Genomic DNA, 19,545 nt, shown 5'->3' with positions numbered 1-19,545 from the left:
CCTTTTAGCAAACAAATATGAAAAACCTTTCGTGGTTTAATAAAATAATGTTCTTTTTGAATATAGTTCTGACTGTACTGACATTTAGCATCTATATTTTACCATTTTTAGCACCTAAAAGTTTTCCGCTTTTATCGGTGCTTACCTTGTTTATGCCAGCTTTTTTTGTCCTAAACGGATTGTTCTTTGTTTACTGGGCAATTCAGTTTAAAAAGCGACTTATTTTGTCTGGTTTAGTTTTGTTAACCGGAATCACCTTTATCAGTAAGTTCTATAAATTCTCAACCAAAGAATATGTAGCAGATGAAAGAGATTTTTCTGTAATGAGTTATAATGTTCGACTTTTTAATGTTTTTAAATGGTTGGATCGTGATGATATTCCATCAAACATTAAAGCTTTTATTGACGAAAAAGACCCGGATATTCTTTGTATTCAGGAATATTCGAACTCGGCTCATATTGATTTAAAAGTATATCCGCATCGTTATATTTTTATCGAAGGAAATAAAATCAAAACTGGTCAGGCAATTTTCTCCAAGTTTCCAATTTTATATGAAGGAAATATCATTTTTCCAAATTCAGATAACAACGTAATTTATGCTGATATAAAACGCGGAAAAGATATTATCAGAGTTTATAATATGCACTTGCAGTCGATCAAGATTTCGCCAGATGTTAGTGATATTTCAAATAATATAGACAATGTAAATCAGGAAAAATCGCAATTGATTTATACCAGAATCAGTAAAGGATTTAGACAACAGCAAGAACAAGCCCAAATCTTTAAGGAGAATATCAAACAATGTAAAACCCCGATTATTATTTGTGGAGACATGAATAATAGTCCGTTTTCATATGTATATCGAAGTATAAAAGGAAAATTAAAAGATGCTTTTGAAGAAGCCGGAGAAGGTTTTGGAGCGACTTATAAATTCCGTTATTATCCTGCCCGAATTGATTACATTTTTACAGATAGTAAAATGAAAGTTAAACAATTCGAGAGTTTTTCTGATTTCGAAAACTCGGATCATTACCCAATTATGACGAGACTTTCTATTGAATAAATTTTAAGCGAAAAGTTTTTTTACCGCAAAGGTGTAAAGGTTTACGCAAAGTTCGCAAAGTTTATAAATATAGCTTTGCGAACTTTGCGTTTTTCTTTCATTGCGAATTTGCGGTTTAAAAAAACTTTGCGGTTAAAACTCAATTACAAGTTTAATTTTCGATATTGTAAAGGAGAGGTTTGTTTTAACTCCTTAAATTTTCTGTTGAAATTTGAGATGTTATTAAAGCCACATAATTCGGCAATTTCTAAAACAGAAAGTTCGCTGTTATTTGCCAATAGCTTTGAAGCATGCTCAATTCTCACTTCTATTAAAAACTGGAAAAAAGACTTGTTCGTCCGGACTTTAAAATACCGGCAAAACGCATTTTTGGTCATATTTGCAATCGAGGCAATTTCGTCTAAATTTATGTTTTTGCTAAAGTTAGTCATTACATGTTCAAAAACGGTTTGCATTCTTTTACCTTCATTATCGGTGATTTTTTTATCATATAAATGATTCGATAATTGTTCTTTATCGTTGTTTGAAAGCCATTTTAGGATTTCCAAAAACAGAATAAAACGTTGATAATTGTCGGCTTTATTTAGCTTTTTAAAAGACTTGGTAATTTTCTTCGGAGCATTGTGAACGATGAAGCCGTTTCTGCTGCTTTCGAGAAAAGGATGAATATTTTTGAAGGTATTCAGATTGAAAAAATCCTTTCCAAATGAGTTTGTTGTAAAAAATAAGGTGAGCATTATTGAAGCTTCATTTTCGTGCACTTCACTTCTAAAAACATGAGGCAAGTTGCTGCCAATTACTAATATGTCGCCTTGGTTGTAGTGCGAAATAGTATCTCCAGCAAAAAAGGCGCCTTCGCCTTTCTCGATAAAACTAATTTGAATTTCTTCATGTTGATGAAGTTTGTCATAGAAAACAATTTCTCTATCTTCTTGATATATAAGCGGATCTTCTCCCGATTTAGGGATTTTAAATGGAAAAACTTTCATGGTTGGTTGGTTAGATAGTTATATCAAATATATTTTATTTCGATAAAAAAATAGCAATATATTAGTTAGTTTTTTGCGTAACTACCTTATATAGGGTAATATAGTATTATTTTGTGATAATTTTTAACGCTATTGCTTTATTCAATATAAATAATTTTGCCCCTAATTAAAATCGATATTATGAGTATTCAATGGAAAGGCGTTATGCCGGCGGTAACTACAAAATTTACTGCAGATGATAAATTAGACTTCAGAATGTTTGAAGTAAACTTAAAAGCACAACTAGACGCAGGTGTTGAAGGAATCATACTTGGAGGAACTTTAGGAGAAGCAAGTACGCTTTTAGAAGAGGAAAAAAGAGAGTTGGTAAAAGGTACTGTGAGCATGGTTAACAATCAGGTTCCTGTGATCATGAATATTGCTGAACAAACTACTCGAGGAGCAATTTTGGCCGCTAATATTGCAGAACAAGACGGAGCAAAAGGGTTGATGATGTTGCCTCCAATGCGTTACAAAGCTTCTGATTTTGAAACTGTAACGTTTTTCTCTGAAGTCGCCAAAAACACTTCACTTCCAATAATGGTTTACAATAATCCAATTGATTATAAAATTGAAGTGACACTTGATATGTTCGAAGAAATCCTGAAATTCGATAACATTCAGGCTGTAAAAGAATCGACAAGAGATATCTCGAATGTAACAAGAATGATCAACCGTTTTGGAGATAGATTGAAAATATTATCAGGAGTTGATACATTGGCTTTAGAAAGTTTATTGATGGGATCTCACGGATGGGTTTCTGGTTTAGTAGATGCTTTCCCGAGAGAAACTGTTGCGATTTACAAGTTGGCAAAAGCGGGCCGAATTGACGAAGCGCTAAAAATATACAGATGGTTTTTGCCTTTATTAGAACTAGATATCAATGCTTTTTTAGTTCAGAATATCAAGCTTGCTGAAGTTGCAACAGGAATTGGAACAGAAAATGTTCGTGCACCAAGATTGCCGCTTCGTGGAGCTGAGAGAGAACACGTTTTAGGAATTATTGCCAGATCATTAGAAACAAGACCAGAATTACCGGATTATAAAAATTTATAAGCAAGAATAGTATATTAATTGCCCGAAGAACTAGAAATCTGGTTTGGATTGTGGCCTTTTAAATCTTCTGTTATGCCGATTATTTCGCGAACGGAAAAAGTTGTAAATTTGACTTTCGCAACCGGATATACCAAGAAGGTTTTAAGTTTTGCGCCGGCGACAGGAAAAGTAATTACCGAGATTATTTCGGGTAAAACTACTTCTGTTGCTACTAAAATGTTTCAATTATAAAAGATGAGATACGATTCAATTCCAGTTTCTTTGTTTGAGAATAACCGAAAAAGGTTTATCGAAAAGATGCAAAACAATAGTTTGGCAATTCTAACATCAAATGATGTAATGCCTAATAATGCAGATGATGTAATGGGTTTTGCACAAAATAATGATTTGTTTTATTTGTCAGGAATTGAACAGGATGAAACTATTTTAGTACTTTATCCTGATGCTTTTAAAGAAGAAAACCGCGCCATTTTATTTGTAAAAGAAGTTACCGAAATGACTTTGATTTGGGATGGAGATTTTTTGACCAAAGAAAAAGTTTCGGCAATTTCTGGAATTAAAAATGTAAAGTGGATTCATGAATTCGAAAAGACAATTCAGCTTTTTGCATTTGAAGCAGATACAATCTATTTGGGACATAATGAGCACATTAAAAGAATAACTTCGGAAATGAATACGCGTCAGGATCGAATGATTCAATGGTGCAAACAAAAATATCCATTGCATCAATACGAGCGTGTTGCCAAAATTACACGAGAATTACGACCAATAAAATCAGATATAGAAATTGACTTGATAAAAAAAGCAGTTTCTATAAGTGTAAAAGGCTTCAAAGGACTTTTGAAAGCTGTAAAACCTGGGATAAAAGAATACGAATTAGAAGCTGAACTGGCGTATCAGTATATTAAAAATGGAGGAAATCGCCATGCATTCAAACCTATTGTAGCTTCTGGAAAAAATGCCTGTGCGCTTCATTATAATACAAATGATTCGGTTTGTCAGGATGGCGAAATGGTTTTGGTGGATTTTGGTGTTTGTTATGCTAATTATAATTCAGATATTACACGTTGTGTTCCGGTAAACGGAAAATTTTCACCACGTCAGAAAGAAATTTATGAATCGGTTTTGTATTGTTTAAAAGAAGGATCGAAATTTTTGAAAACAGGAGTTTTGTCGAAAGATTACGAATTGCAAATGGCAAGTCTGATCGAAGCAGAATTGGTTAAACTAAAATTGATTACATTGGAAGATATCGCTTCTCAAGATCCTCAAAATCCGGCTTACAAAAAATATTTCATGCACGGAACAGCACATTTTTTAGGGCTTGATGTTCATGATGTTGGTTTGTATTTAAAGCCTTTCGAAAAGGGAATGGTTTTGACTTGCGAACCCGGAATTTATATTCGAGAAGAAGGAATTGGTTGCCGATTAGAAAATGATTACTTACTGACCGAAAATGGAAATATCAATTTATCTGAAGAAATACCAATCGAAATTACAGAAATAGAACAGCTAATTAACACCAAATAAACATGATTAAAAAACAATTTTTATTACTACTTTTTATTTGCTCAGGAATCTTTGCTCAAACCGGCATTGATATTAATGACTTAAAATGGTTGCCCAATTCACATTCTTTTTGGGTGAACTCTGACCGTAATGTTTTAGTTTATGATGTTGATAAATTAAATCAAAGTACTACCGTTTTGACAGATCAGCAATTAAAAAGTGCAGGTTTCAACGGAGAAGTGGAGGATTTGGTTTGGAATCAGAATAAGACAAAAGTTCTGGTGTACACCAATTCAAAGACGGTTTGGAGAGCAAAAACCAAAGGTGATTATTGGTTTTTTGATTTAGCAACCGGAAAAGGAAGAAAACTGGGAGGTAATTTAGAAGAATCCTCTTTGATGTTTGCTAAATTCTCAAATGATAACGAAAATGTTGCTTATGTTTCTAAGCACAATATTTATCTGGAGAATCTGGCTTCGGGCAAAATTACTCCTTTAACAACGGATGGAACTGACAAGGTAATCAACGGAACTTTTGACTGGGTTTATGAAGAAGAACTTGCGGCGCGCGATGGATTTCGTTGGAGTCCTGACGGAAAAAGTATTGCTTTCTGGCGTGTTGATGCTTCTGAGACAAAATTCCATTTAATGATTAATAATACAGATGCTTTATATCCATTTGTAGTTCCTGTAGAATATCCTAAAGCGGGAGAAAAACCTTCTTCTGTAAAAATTGGTGTTATCGATATTACTTCTTTAAAAACAAATTGGCTGGATATTCCTGGTGAACCTGATAATAATTATTTGGTTCGTATGGAATGGGTTGCCAAAGATGCTGTAATGGTGATTCAGTTAAATAGATATCAAAATCAGGCTTCGATCTATAATTGCAATACGCAATCTGGAAAAGCAAATTTAATCTATCAGGAAAAGTCACCGGAATGGATTGATGTTTTTGATATTTCTTCGGGAGTTTACGATGGTTTTCCATGTCAGTTTGTAGACAACGGAAAAGCTTTTCTATGGAGTTCTGATGCTGATGGATGGATGCATGTTTATAAAATAAGCAGCGACGGAAAGAAGAAAGAATTGGTTACAAAAGGAAATTACGATGCGTATTATAAAGCTTATAATGATAAGACAAAATCTATTTATTATATCTCAAGTCCTAAAGATGCAACGCAAAGATATTTGTACGAAACGAATTTAAAGTCGGGAAAAACCCAAAGAATTACTCCCGAAATATTTGAAGGAACTAATGAATATCAATTTTCGACTGATGGATCGTATGCAAAACACACCAATATGAACATCAATCGATCTATAAATATTCGCTTAGTTTCGTTATCTGATCATAAAAAAATATTGCCAAAAGAGGCTGATGTTTTTGCAAAACCGCAACGTAATTTTTCTTTGGAAAAGTTTAAAGTAACAACGGTTGATGGTGTCGAAATGGACGGAATTATGGCAAAACCTTTAAATTTTGATCCGGCAAAAAAATACCCATTATTCTTTTATGTTTATGGTGAACCAATGGCTTGCGTTGCAAATGATACGCCTTATCTTAATGAATTTATAGATTTATTGATTCCGGAAGGATACATAGGAATTGCAATGGATAATAGAGGAACTCCATCTTTGAAAGGAACAAAATGGAGAAAGTCTATTTATAAAAACATCGGAATTATAAATACTCGTGATCAGGCGATGGCTGCAAAAGAAGTTCTAAAATGGAATTTTATTGATAAAGACAGAGTTGCAGTTCACGGTTGGAGTGGCGGTGGAGCTGTGACATTGAATTTAATGTTTCAATATCCTGATATTTACAAAACAGGTGTAGCTATTTCGGCAGTTACAGATCAGCATTTTTATGATAATATCTATACAGAACGTTATATGGGATTGCCAAGCGAAAATGAAGCGACTTATATTAAAGCTTCACCGGTAACATATGCGAAGAATCTAAAAGGAAATTTACTTTACATTCACGGAACTGGAGATGATAATGTACATTACAAAAATGCAGAGGTTTTGATTAATGAATTCATAAAGTACGATAGAATGTTTAATTTAATGATTTATCCAAATCGTTCACATTCTATCTATGAAGGCGAAGGAACTACACAACATTTAGTAGATACTTTTATAAAATTTATATATGAGAAATCTCCTCCGGGAGCAAAATAAAATTCACAAATTAGATTAATAAAAAGGGAGAGTTTCTGTAAAAAGAAGTTTTCCCTTTTTTTGTTTTGAGATGAATTTAACCGCAAAGTGCACTAAGATTTAATTTTACTTTATGCATAGAAAACACAAAGTTGGTAAAGCTTTTTCAATACAAAGCTTTGCCAACTTTGCGTTTAGCTTCATTGTGAACTTTGCGGTTAAACTCGTAAGATCTGAATGTTTGTGGTATTTGTTTATGTTTGGTAAAATGATGATTCATGTAGTGTATATTTATTTTATTATGGTTATTTTTTTAAAGTGTGTTTTTATAAAGTTAAAAAGATGTTAATTATGTATTATTTTTAATTAAGATAGTATCAGTAAAATAGTACATATATAGGTAATTTTGGTCGTAACAATTTAACCTAAAACTATTATGAAAATAAGATTACTAATGTTATTACTGGTTTTCTCGGCAGGGAAAATTAGTGCGCAAGGACTTCCTTGCCGGACCATGGAAGAAAACGCCAAAGTGTATCGGGCCAACCCAAATTCACTTCAGGAGAAAAAAGATTTTGACAATTTTACAAAGAATTTTACGCTTCAGCGAAAAAGTAAAACTTCAAAAACAGCAGCAGTTACCTATACAATTCCAGTAGTTTTTCACATTTACGGAGATGTGCAAAGTGGTAAAACAATTACTTATGAAAAGATCGTAAATCATTTGGCACAATTAAATGATGACTTCAACGGAAGAAATGCAGATTTTCAAACCGTTGAGCCATTTTTTCAGGCAAGAAGAGGAATAATAAACATCGAATTTAAACTTGCCAAAAAAGACCCAAATGGCGGTTGTACAACCGGTGTAGTTTTTCATACAGCAAAAAATGGTTACGGAAACGGCGGTGGTTACGATGATCAAATTGCAGCCGACGCATGGGATAATAAAAAGTACATGAACGTTTATATTCAGAATGATTTGTATAACGACGGAGCTTTAAACAATTCAGGAGTTGCTTGGTATCCGGATTCAGGCATGACAGCAAGCAATACAGCGCGTGTCGTTTTTAATGGAGCTTATCTTTATGACAACTCATATAGCAAAGAATTTTCGGCAACCTTAACACATGAGTTTGGTCACTTTCTAAATTTAATTCACACTTTTGAAGGAGGCTGTACCGGAACTGATGAAGTTGTAGATACACCTCCAGAAGATGGTTTGCATACTTTGGCTTGTACGCCCGGAACGAACTGTAGCGGAGACAAAGTAAATTTCGAAAATTACATGGGATATAATGGTGCACAAGGCTGTTATAAAATGTATACGCAAGGGCAAATCGACAGAATGTTAGCTGCATTGCAGCATCCAGCGAGAATCACGCTTTGGCAACCTCAAAATTTAATAGACACAGGAGTAAATTCAACAGAAAGTAGTTTAGTTGCCAGTGTAACCACATTAAAAGAAACGGTTGTAAACGATGGAGCTTTCAATACGCCATCAATTGTAATGTTAAGCGCTGGTAAAACATTTGCTTTAAGCTCAGGAACAATGATTGTAGGAACACATTTTACGCACACTTTTCCGGCAGGAATAACTCCGGTTGTTACAGTAAATTCAAACGGACAATTAACAGTAACGCTAACAGGAAAAGCTGTTAATCATGCCGCAGCACAAAATACAACAGCTGGAATTACATTTTTACCCGCTGCTTTTACCGGAGGAACAACAGGTTTATCTTGTACATCTTTATTTTTCAATTTGAAATTTACAGATCCGTACGGGATATTTTTTGTTGATATGCCTAATATAAATATCTCGTCGAGTTTAACCTGGAAAGCTTTTGATATTGCAAAAGGAGACGATCCTTCTTTTGGAGCTTGGCGTTATGTTGCCAATGCATTAAAAATTGAAACTTATGGTAAGAAGTTAGCATGCGAAACAGGAACCAGAAACATTTCGCTATTAGCGCAAAATGTAGCAGTTGGACCAACGAGCAATATGACAGCGCCGGGAGCATATCCTAACCAATTAGATTTAAGAACCCCAACTTATACCACTTGGGAAGGAAAATCCGGATACGTAGGTTTTGAATATCAAATAGAAGGACAAACTTGCTACGGATGGTTCAAAGTTGATGTTGCCGCAGGCGGAGATGCTTTTACCGTTTCTGAATATGCATATAACATGCAGCCAAATGCACCAATTTATACCGGAATGTCTAATAAAACTGCAGTAACATTATCTGATAGTATTTTGTATGAAGCAGAAGCAAATGATGGAGGTGTTACAAGTACCAGTACAATTACATTGTCTACCAATAACGGAACATTTACTAAAAGTACCGGAACATTTATAGCAGGAACTGATTATACAATAACCGGAGTTCCTTCGGGATTAACAGCTGTATTAACGCTTCAGGCGAATAATAAAGTTGCCGTATCTTTTACAGGAAAAGCAACTGCGCACCTTCCGGCAAATGACGCTTCTGTAGTTATTACTTTGAAAGATGCTGCTGTAACAGGTGGAATTTCGACTCTTGATAGTGCGACAAAAACGATTAATTTGAAATTTGATTCGCCTTACGGAGTTTTCTATGTTAATAATCCTGATTACGTTGCTTCGGCAGCACAAACATGGCAATATTTTAATTTAGCAATTGGAGACAATACAGAATATGGAGCTTGGCAATTTGCCACCGCAGCTTTAAAAATCGAAACTTATGGTAAAAGATTAGTTTGCCAAACCGGAACAAGAAACATTACTTTGATTAATCAAGGAACTTCAATTGGTGCATCAAGTAGTTTTATAGCTCCCGGAGCAGCATATCCGGATCAATTAGATTTAAGAACGGCAACTTACACGGCTTGGGACAATCAAACGGGATATGTTGGTTTTGAATATACAAGCAGAGGTCGTACGTGTTACGGTTGGATGCATATTAAAGTAGAAGCCGGAGGAGTTGGTTACAGTGTTTTGGATTATGCTTATAATACAAAACCGAACGAATCAATTTTGGCAGGAACTCAAACTCCTGTAACAGTTTTGGCTCCAACAAGTTTAGCGGCTACAGCTAATAATGCTAATTTAGAATTACAATTGACTTGGGTTAATAATGCGACAAATGCGACGAATGTTGTAGTGGAAAGAGCAGGAACTGATAATGTTTTTGCTGAAATAACAACATTACCAAGTACAGCGTTAACGTATACAAATACAGGTTTAACAGCTGGAAACACTTATAAATACAGAGTTCGCGCAAAAGCCAATGCTATTTATTCGGCCTATTCTAATGAAGTTTCTGCAACGATAACAGCCAATTCGGCTTATTGTACTACTCAAGCAGACAATAAATATGAGTATATCAACTCTGTAACTATAGGAAGTTTTAATAATACTTCGGGTAAAAATACAGGAGGTTATGCTGATTATACTTCCAAAACAATTACAGTATCGCCAAGTGCGGCAACAAACGTAAGTTTAACAGCTGGTTTCTCTGGTGATGCTTATACAGAGTTTTGGGGAATCTGGATTGATTATAACAAAAACAATATTTTTGAAGCTTCAGAAAAAGTGATTGACGGAATTTCTTCGAATGGAACAGCAACCGGAAGTTTTACTGCAACTGCATTTACAGGATCAACAAGAATGCGTATTGCGATGAAATATTATTCAAATCCATCTGCTTGCGGTAATATTGCCGACGGAGAAGTAGAAGATTATACGGTAGTTTCAGGAACAGTGACAAATCCAAATCCAACGACATTGGCTACGCCGGTTGCTGGTAATTCAGGAGTTTATTCATCAGGATTTTACAGTTCATGGACTACAATTGCGAATGCTACGAGTTATGAAGTACAATTAAATAATGCAACTACAGGCTGGACAACATTTGGAACTTCGGCAACGTATTATTTATGGATTCCAAAACAAGGGATGCAAACTGTTTATCAATTTAGAGTAAGAGCAAAAAATGCTACAGAATCAAGCGATTGGAGTAATCCATTGACAATTGATTTGCAAAATGGAAGTGCAGGACCAGGTCATATCGATTTTACTAAGTCATTTGCAATGTATCCAAATCCGGCTTCAGATGTGGTTAATTTTAGTTTCAAAAACCTAAATACATCAACTACTAAAATAACGATTTATGATAGTACAGGAAATTTAATAGATGTTTTACAAAACAATGTAACTTCTTATCCTGTGAATCATCTTAGAAAAGGAATTTACATAGTAGTAGCCACAGACGGAAGTTTTACAGAAAACAAAAAGTTATTGATTAAGTAATTATAAATTGGTTGCAAAAAGAAAAAGGGAAACTATTTATAGTTTCCCTTTTTTGTTATAATAAATACAGAATTATGCTAATCAGGAATTGAAATGTGCCGTTAGGTACTAAATATTGGTAGAAAAACATAGATGGCAAAATAAACAGCGTGCCGTAGGTACGCAACAAAACGATATAATTGCGTACCTACAGCACGCCTACGAATTTCAAATCTAATGGCTACCAATATTAAGTGCCTAACGGCACAAATTGAAAACTTTCAACTCTTCTTTTGGTTTTATTTAGAATAAAAAATTAATTCACATCAATGCCAAAAGGATTTTCAATGCTACGCATAGGAGTTGTGAACCATTTTGGACCTTCTGATGTCATGTAAAAATGATCTTCATGACGAATTCCAAATTGCCCCGGAATACAAATCATAGGTTCATTACTCACAACCATTCCTTCTTCTAGAATTGTAGAATTTCCTCTGACAAGATATGGAAATTCATGAATGTCTAATCCTGTTCCGTGACCCACACGATGAGGTAATCCCGGAAGTTCATAATCAGGACTTAAGCCTCCTGCTGCAATTACTTTTCTGGCAGCGTCATCAACAGATCCACAAGTTGCGCCCAATTGTGCTGCATCAAAAGCTGCTTTTTGAGCCGCTTTCTCTAAATTCCAAATTTTAATATGCGCTTCAGTTGGAGTTCCGTATATATAAGTTCGCGTGATATCAGATAAATAACCTTCTAAGCGGCATCCTGTATCAATTAATACAACATCATTATCTTTTAAATCCTGCGGAATAGTAACGCCGTGCGGATATTGAGAATCATCTGCAAACAGAACAATACAAAAGTAAGAACCTGACGGAATTCCCGCTTTAATGTGTGCACGATTTATAAAATCAACAACCGTTTCTGCTTTTATTCCCGGATGCAAAATACGTGCAGCGGCGCGTTGTACAACCATCGTAATTTCTTTTGCTTGCTGAATAATAGCAATTTCATTTTCTGATTTTTGCATACGACATCCTGCAGTAATGGCTTGTGCAGTCTCAAATTCATAACTTGGATTAGCCTTAATTATTCCATCAACTAAAAAATAACCCGTAGATTCGTCCAAAGCAATTTTTCCTGAAGTGATGTTTTTATCCTGAAGTATTTTTCCAAACAAAGAAGAAGGAGATTCGTGTTCTTCCCAACAATTAAGTTTACCGTCTATTTGTTTGTATTTTTTAAAAGTTCCCTCTTCAAATTTAGGAACAATGTATTCTAAAGTTCCATCTTCAAACAAGATTCCGCCAACCATTCTTTCAGAAGCATTCCATTTAGTTCCTGTAAAATAATATAAATTGGTTCCTGCATTTAAGTATAATGCCTTAAAACCTGCTTTTTTAATAAGAGACACTGCTTTCTGAATACGTGTTTGATATTCTTCCGGCTGAATGGCTTTTACATTCAGTGTCATGTTTTGTATTTTTTCCAGTTCTATATTTACGTTTGATCCGCCAACTCCAATAGTCATCTTTTTTGTTTTAAGGTTAATGATTCAAGTTCATTTCAAAATTAAGATATTATTTCTGTATAGCTTTATTTTAACTCAAAGTAGATAAAATAAAACAAATTAAGGGTAATATAATATCATATTTAGATTTGTATTGCCAGTATTTTTAGAAGCTAAATTAAAAATCAAAAAATGCAAAAAATACAAAATTCATTAGCATTGCTTTGTTTTGTTCTGATGTCCTGTTTTGGTTCAGCGCAAACAACTTCAAATTTACATCAAAAGCTTGTTGAATTATTCCCAAAAGCCGAAATTACCGTTATCGAAAACTTAGAAGGTTATTCAGAATCTTATCAATTGATTTTGGATGAACCATTAGATCATAAAAATCCTCAAAAAGGAACCTTCAAACATTATATTTATCTCTCTCATCTTGATTTTAATAAACCTATGGTTATCGAAACGCACGGTTATAATACGGGGAATATTAAAAGTGAAGTAAGTAAATTATTAAACGCAAATCAAATTGCAGTGGAGTATCGTTTTTACGGAAAATCGCGTCCTGAACCACTTCCGTGGAAATATTTGACAAACGATCAGGCTATTGCCGATTATCATGCTATTGTGACGAAGTTGAAGCAAATATATTCTAGTAAATGGATTTCAACCGGAATTAGTAAAGGTGGAGAAACGGCACTTATTTACAAATCAAAATATCCAAATGATGTCGATGTCGCGATGCCTTATGTTGCGCCATTAATTAATACACAGGCAGATCCCAGAACAATAAATCACGACAGAACGGTTGGAACGCCAGAATGCAGAGCAAAAATCACGGCATTTCAAAGAGCGGTTTTAGAAAATAGAGAAGCCGTTTTAAAAGAGTTTACTCAATATGCTGAAGCTAAAAAAATGACATTTAATGAAGTTCCATTTAATGAATCTTTGGAATATGCTGTTTTAGAATTTCCTTTTTCTTTTTGGCAATGGGGAGGAAAATGTGAAGATATTCCGCCAGTAACAGCGACTTCAAAAGAATTGTTTAATTATCTGAATGATATAGTTGGAATGGGAACTTACAACGATAAAAACTATTTTAATTATTTACCATCGTATTATCAACATTTGAGTGAATTGGGGTATTATGGATTTGATTTAACTCCCGTTGCTGATTTGCTACAAGTTGTAAAAAGCTCTTCAAATGATCGATTTGCACCCAAAGATGTTGCAATAAAATACAACCCGAAATACATCAAAAAAGTTCGAAAATATGTTGAAAACAAAGGAAATAAGATTTTGTATATCTATGGAGGTTATGATACTTGGTTTTCTTGTTCTCCAACACCAAATCCTAAATTAGATGCATTGAAAATGGTTCTTCCAACCGGAAGCCATTCTACGAGAGTTAAAAACTTTCCTGAAAAAGATCAAAAATTAATTATGGAAACCTTAAACCGATGGTTAGAGATAAAATCTTTAGAAGATAATTAGAAATTCGTGTAAAGTTTTAACCGCAAAGAACGCAAGCTATAAAAGCGCAAAGTTCGCAAAGCTTAAAATAAACTTTGCGAACTTTGCGGAAACCTTTGCGCTCTTTGCAGTTAAATAATTTAAACCAATAGTTTTTGTGTTTTCAAATAATCCACAGCAAATTTACCTTCATTAAAAAGTAAATCTAAAACACTTAGATTATTTATAAAACCGTGTTTATCATCAAAAACCTGAGTGTATTTTTCGAATGAATTAAGGTCTTTTTTTCCGTTTGCCAAAACTCTAAAGTCGGAGATGTTTTCTACTTCGTGAAAATACTCTGTAGTTTTATTAAACTCCAGTTTCATGCGCATACATTTGATTGTGATGTCTAAAACTTCAAAGTTTAAATCCATCAAAAACTTATGTTCCTTTTCGAATATTGGACGAATATCATCTTCAAAAAATTCAAAAAAAGGAGAACTTCTATAAGCAGCTTCCAGAGATTTGAAGTGTTGTTTTTGCCAGTCAAATTCATTTTCAATTAATACATCTTTTGTTTTTTGATGCAATGTTTTAGAATGCTTCACCGGAATATTCAACAACTGAATCCCATTTGGACTATAGATATAAGTACGATTTCTGTTTGTCTGTTTCTGAAAATTATCTTCCGTTTCAAACGTAATATTTTCAGATTGAGCCATAACTGCAAAGTGGCTTATCGAAGGAAAATAGGTAGGAAGTATTAAAGAGTTCATTTTGTCTAAAGTTTTAAAGTCAAAAGTCAAAAGTCATAAAAACAAGATTTAAGCTTGACTTTATGACTTTAGACTTTTAAACGTTTGACTATTTTTTTATGCTTTATTTTCTTTTCTTTTTCTCCAGAAGAAATCTCCAACGAAGTAAAGGGCAAGAATAATCAGGAAATATTTAAAATAAGATTGTGGTTGTCCTTCACCATCAACAGTTGTAAATACTCTGTTCCAACGAACTTTATTAATTCCTTTTCCGTTTGTGTCCCAGCTCATCCAGATAAAAACAGGTTTGCCTACGATATGATCTTCAGGAACGTAACCCCAATAACGGCTATCTTCAGAGTTATGACGATTGTCTCCCATCATCCAATAGTAGTTTTGTTTGAAAGTATAAGTTGTTGTTGGTTTTCCGTTTATGATAAATTTTGAACCGTCCAATTGCAACGTGTTTCCTTCATAATTTGTAATGATTTCTTTGTAAAAAGGCAAAGATTCATTGTTTAAAGCAACAGTTTTTCCTGCTTCAGGAATGTAAATCGGACCAAAATTATCCTGATTCCACTTGTTGATATGAGGGAAAATTGAATTGTCGTTTCCTTTTTGAATTTGTCTTATTACGCCAGTTACACCAGGAGTATTTTTGAATCTCTCGGCACTAGCTTCTGTTAAAGCTCTGAAGTAAAGAGTATCTCTTTTTTGTTCATCTTTAAAATAAGCACCATCAGTAATGTCTAATTCTTTTAATAAAGATTCAAAATCGATTGGAGTTTTTCCGTCTAAAGCAATTGCATAAGAATATTGTGGTTTAGCACGCTCTGGTAAAACTAATTTTTTTCCGTTTATAAAAACAAATCCGTCTTTGATAGACAAGCTATCTCCGGGAATACCAACACATCTTTTTACGTAGTTTGATCTTTTGTCGATTGGTTTTATAACGCCAGGTCTTCCTTTTGGCTCATAAAAATAATGTACAGTATCAACCGGCCAGTTAAAAACAACGATGTCAGTGCGTTTGATTTTTTCTAAAGCTGGCAATCTGAAATATGGTAATTGTGGCCAGCTTAAATATGATTTACGTTTCATTAACGGTATAGAGTCGTGAACCATTGGCAATGCAATAGTTGTCATAGGTACTCTTGGACCGTAATTTACTTTACTAACAAATAAAAAGTCACCAATTAATAATGATTTTTCTAAAGATGAAGTAGGAATTGTATAAGGTTGCACGACATAAGTATGTACTAATGTTGCTACGATAATAGCAAAAAGTAAAGAACTTACGGTGTCTGCTGCTTTATTTTCTGAAGTTAATGTACGATTAGCATTATACTCTAATTTTTGAGTATAGCTAACGTAGTAGATATAAAAACCTAAAGTAAAAATACCTAATACAGTATCTAAAGTAGATTTTTTTCCAAAAGTTCTTAAAGTCTCCACCCAAACAACAGGAAACATAATCAAGTTGATAATCGGAATGAAAAGTAAAATTGTCCACCATGTTGGTCGGCCAATTATTTTCATTAAAACAATTGAATTATAAACCGGAATTGCTGCTTCCCAAGGTTTTCTTCCTGCTGCAACATATAATTTCCAGGTTCCTATAAAGTGAATAATCTGAACTGCTAAGAAAAAAACAAACCAAAGATATAGAGTCATGATATTTTGTTTAAAGTTTTCAGGATTAAGGTTCTAGTTTGAAATTTTACCTTAATACTTAAATCTGTTTATTTTAAGTTTAATACGTCTTTCATGTTATAAATACCAGTTTTACCGGCAAGCCATTCCGCAGCGATAACGGCACCAAGAGCAAAACCTTCGCGATTGTGAGCAGTATGTTTTAATTCGATGCTGTCAACAATTGAATCGTATGTTACCGTATGAGTTCCCGGAACATCACCAATTCTTTTTGCTTCGATATGAATTTCGTTGTTTTTTGCTTCTTCTAAAGTCCAGTTAGCATAATTACTGTTTTCAATAACACCTTTAGCTAATGAAATAGCTGTTCCGCTTGGAGCATCTAATTTTTGTGTATGATGAATTTCTTCCATCGTAACTTTATAAGAATCAAATTGTGCCATGATTTTGGCTAAGTATTCGTTTAATTCGAAGAAGATATTTACGCCTAAGCTAAAGTTTGAACTTGAGATAAAACCTCCTTGTTTTTCATTACAAAGCGCTACCATTTCATCAAAATGTTCTAACCAGCCCGTTGTACCTGAAACCACAGGAATATTAGCATGAAAGCAATTTGATATGTTGTCAACAGCTGCAGTAGGAACGCTAAAATCGATAGCAACGTCAGCAGTAGAAAGTCCGTCGTATGTGTTGTGTTCGTCTTTTTTCAAGACAATTTCATGACCTCTTTCTAAAGCAATTCTTTCGATTACTTTTCCCATTTTTCCGTATCCTAAAAGCGCAATTTTCATTTTGTGTATTTTTTAGTTTTTAAATAGAAACAAAAGTTATTTAAAAACGATAATTAAAAGTTAGTCCAACGTTTGGTTTAAAAGTTACATCAGCCGGATAGATTTCCGGACGCATTGATAATCTTTCGTTTACATTGAATTGAATTAAAGCAGCATCGACGTTGGCATCAATAATGTTTAAAACATAAAAGGCAACAACAAATAATGCAGATAAGTCACGGTTTCTTTGATAGAATTTTTGTCCGGCAATAAGTCGGCTATTATCTAAAAACTTGTAATCATCGTCATTGTAGCCTTCCAATCTTCGTTTGTAGGCATCACGATAATCGTGGTATTTTTTGTTGTTATCAATATAAAAGTATAAACTGGTACCTATTGCTCCATAAACAAGAGGGATTTTCCAGTATTTTTTATTGTAGGCTTGGCCTAAACCAGGTAAGATTGCAGAGTAAAACGCTGCTTTTGCTGGTGTAAGAGGATCTATTTCTTCTAACTTAGTAGTGTCTTTAGCGACCAAAACCGTTTCTTCTTTTGCCTGAGCAAAAAGAGAGACGGTTCCTATGAGAAAGAACAATAGACTTATGGGGACAATCTTATTCACTATCCGTTTATTAATTTTATAATTCTATTAAAGTCAGCTTCAGAATTAAAAGGAATTGTGATTTTTCCTTTTCCATTTCCAGCGACTTTTACATCAACTTTCGCTCCAAAATAATCATTGAAAGAGTTTTTTTGCGTTTCTCTAACTACAAATGAAGAATCAGGTTTAGCTTTTCCTTCTTCTTTTGGTTTTAAACTTTCGTGATAATTTTTTACTAAAGTCTCAGTCTCACGAACAGATAAATTTTGACTTACTATTTTTTGATAGATATCTGTTTGAATATCTAAATCTTCAATATTGATAATCGCTCTACCGTGACCCATGCTGATAAAACCATCACGAATACCGGTTTGAATAATTGGATCTAATTTTAAAAGACGCAAATAGTTAGCAATTGTAGAACGTTTTTTTCCAACGCGCTCACTCATTTGTTCCTGTGTTAATTGAATTTCGTCAATTAAACGTTGGTACGAAAGAGCAATCTCGATTGGATCTAAGTCATGACGCTGAATGTTTTCAACCAAAGCCATAACCAAAGACTCATTGTCATTAGCAATACGAATGTAAGCCGGAACATGAGTTAAGCCAACTAAAGTCGAAGCACGCAAACGACGCTCTCCAGAAATTAATTGGTATTTGTTAAATTCTAATTTTCGAACAGTTATAGGTTGAATTACGCCAAGTTCCTTAATAGAAGTAGCTAACTCACGTAATGATTCTTCATTAAAATTGCTTCTAGGCTGAAATGGATTTATTTCGATAGCACTTATTTCAAGCTCTATGATATTTCCAACAACTTTGTCAGCATTTTTATCGTCTGCTGATACAATGTCGTTTTCCGGATCTTTTAATAATGCTGATAATCCTCTTCCTAAGGCTTGTTTTTTAATTGCTTTTGTCATAAAAACTATTTACTGTTTTTCTTTATAATTTCTTGAGCTAAATTAATGTAATTAATTGCTCCTTTGCTGGTTGCGTCATAGTTAATGATGCTTTCACCAAAACTTGGAGCTTCACTCAATTTTACATTTCGCTGAATTACGGTATCAAAAACCATATCGTTAAAGTGTTTTTGAACCTCTTCAACAACCTGATTTGATAAACGCAATCTTGAATCGTACATTGTTAACAATAACCCTTCGATGTCAAGATCAGGATTGTGTATTTTTTGAATACTTTTTATAGTGTTCAATAATTTTCCAAGACCTTCAAGTGCGAAATATTCACATTGAATTGGAATAACTACAGAATCAGCAGCTGTTAAAGCATTTAAAGTTAATAAACCTAATGAAGGCGCACAGTCGATAATGATGAAATCATATTCTTCTTTTGCTTCTTCTAATGCTTTTTTAAGCATGTACTCACGGTTTTCTTTGTCGACCAATTCGATTTCGATCGCAACAAGGTCAATGTGAGCAGGGATCACGTCAACATTTGGAGCTGAACATTTTAAAATGGCTTCCTTTGGAGTTATTGTATGTTCAAGAATTTGGTAAGTTCCAAGTTCAACAGATTCTACGTCAATTCCAAGGCCAGATGTAGCATTCGCCTGAGGATCAGCATCGATCAATAATACTTTTTTCTCTAAAACACCTAATGAGGCTGCAAGATTTACAGATGTTGTCGTTTTTCCAACGCCTCCTTTTTGATTAGCAATCGCAATGATTTTGCCCATTTATTTTCTGAAT

At 33.9% G+C, this 19,545-nt stretch carries 15 protein-coding genes; 7 read left to right on the top strand and 8 right to left on the bottom strand.

The features are described 5' to 3' along the window. Positions 1-47 precede the first annotated feature (47 nt). A complete protein-coding gene (locus tag WN975_RS15145) occupies positions 48-1,064 on the top strand; it encodes an endonuclease/exonuclease/phosphatase family protein (RefSeq protein ID WP_337968998.1) in 1,017 nt (338 codons plus the stop codon). Positions 1,065-1,207: 143 nt separating this feature from the next. On the opposite strand, the gene WN975_RS15140 is transcribed toward WN975_RS15145, so the two are convergent. Then, positions 1,208-2,053, bottom strand: coding sequence for an AraC family transcriptional regulator (locus tag WN975_RS15140; RefSeq protein WP_337967265.1), 846 nt, complete (start codon positions 2,051-2,053; stop codon positions 1,208-1,210). A 180-nt stretch (positions 2,054-2,233) separates the two neighbouring features. Between WN975_RS15140 and WN975_RS15135 the strand changes: the two genes are divergently transcribed. From WN975_RS15135 to WN975_RS15115, 5 genes are all read left to right on the top strand, one after another. Then, a complete protein-coding gene (locus WN975_RS15135) occupies positions 2,234-3,148 on the top strand; it encodes a dihydrodipicolinate synthase family protein (protein ID WP_337967264.1) in 915 nt (304 codons plus the stop codon). A gap of 18 nt (positions 3,149-3,166) precedes the next feature. Continuing rightward, positions 3,167-3,379 (top strand): hypothetical protein, encoded by a 213-nt coding sequence (locus tag WN975_RS15130; RefSeq protein WP_337967263.1) that lies wholly within the window; start codon positions 3,167-3,169, stop codon positions 3,377-3,379. 3 nt (positions 3,380-3,382) lie between these two features. Beyond that, positions 3,383-4,678, top strand: a complete 1,296-nt coding sequence (locus WN975_RS15125; RefSeq protein ID WP_337967262.1) for an aminopeptidase P family protein — start codon at positions 3,383-3,385, stop codon at positions 4,676-4,678. A gap of 2 nt (positions 4,679-4,680) precedes the next feature. Beyond that, on the top strand, positions 4,681-6,843 hold the full coding sequence (locus tag WN975_RS15120; protein ID WP_337967261.1) for a DPP IV N-terminal domain-containing protein: 2,163 nt from the start codon (positions 4,681-4,683) through the stop codon (positions 6,841-6,843). Positions 6,844-7,258: 415 nt separating this feature from the next. Further along, positions 7,259-11,110 carry a M43 family zinc metalloprotease gene (locus WN975_RS15115; RefSeq protein WP_337967260.1) on the top strand — a complete coding sequence of 1,284 codons (3,852 nt, stop codon included), beginning with the start codon at positions 7,259-7,261 and terminating at the stop codon, positions 11,108-11,110. A gap of 295 nt (positions 11,111-11,405) precedes the next feature. Here WN975_RS15115 and WN975_RS15110 read toward each other — a convergent pair whose 3' ends face one another. Beyond that, positions 11,406-12,626, bottom strand: a complete 1,221-nt coding sequence (locus tag WN975_RS15110; RefSeq protein WP_337967259.1) for a Xaa-Pro peptidase family protein — start codon at positions 12,624-12,626, stop codon at positions 11,406-11,408. Positions 12,627-12,797: 171 nt separating this feature from the next. Between WN975_RS15110 and WN975_RS15105 the strand changes: the two genes are divergently transcribed. Continuing rightward, on the top strand, positions 12,798-14,096 hold the full coding sequence (locus WN975_RS15105; RefSeq protein WP_337967258.1) for a S28 family serine protease: 1,299 nt from the start codon (positions 12,798-12,800) through the stop codon (positions 14,094-14,096). A 119-nt stretch (positions 14,097-14,215) separates the two neighbouring features. On the opposite strand, the gene WN975_RS15100 is transcribed toward WN975_RS15105, so the two are convergent. From WN975_RS15100 to WN975_RS15075, 6 genes are all read right to left on the bottom strand, one after another. Continuing rightward, positions 14,216-14,833 (bottom strand): WbqC family protein, encoded by a 618-nt coding sequence (locus tag WN975_RS15100; protein WP_337967257.1) that lies wholly within the window; start codon positions 14,831-14,833, stop codon positions 14,216-14,218. A gap of 96 nt (positions 14,834-14,929) precedes the next feature. Continuing rightward, positions 14,930-16,486, bottom strand: coding sequence for a signal peptidase I (lepB, locus tag WN975_RS15095; RefSeq protein WP_337967256.1), 1,557 nt, complete (start codon positions 16,484-16,486; stop codon positions 14,930-14,932). A gap of 68 nt (positions 16,487-16,554) precedes the next feature. Further along, the gene (gene dapB, locus WN975_RS15090) at positions 16,555-17,256 is read right to left on the bottom strand and encodes a 4-hydroxy-tetrahydrodipicolinate reductase (protein ID WP_337967255.1); all 702 of its coding nucleotides are present in this window, start codon (positions 17,254-17,256) and stop codon (positions 16,555-16,557) included. 40 nt (positions 17,257-17,296) lie between these two features. Then, entirely contained in the window at positions 17,297-17,857 is a 561-nt protein-coding gene (locus WN975_RS15085) for a DUF5683 domain-containing protein (protein ID WP_337967254.1), read from the bottom strand. Next, entirely contained in the window at positions 17,857-18,759 is a 903-nt protein-coding gene (locus WN975_RS15080) for a ParB/RepB/Spo0J family partition protein (protein ID WP_337967253.1), read from the bottom strand. Before WN975_RS15080 ends, WN975_RS15085 begins: the two co-directional genes overlap by 1 nt. Positions 18,760-18,764: 5 nt before the next feature. Then, positions 18,765-19,532, bottom strand: a complete 768-nt coding sequence (locus tag WN975_RS15075) for an AAA family ATPase (RefSeq protein WP_337967252.1) — start codon at positions 19,530-19,532, stop codon at positions 18,765-18,767. Positions 19,533-19,545: the final 13 nt, after the last annotated feature.

The organism is uncultured Flavobacterium sp., from assembly GCF_951805225.1.
Taxonomy (GTDB): domain Bacteria; phylum Bacteroidota; class Bacteroidia; order Flavobacteriales; family Flavobacteriaceae; genus Flavobacterium.
The sequence above is the reverse complement of the archived record's forward strand: the minus strand, read 5'-3'. Positions and strand labels throughout refer to the sequence as shown.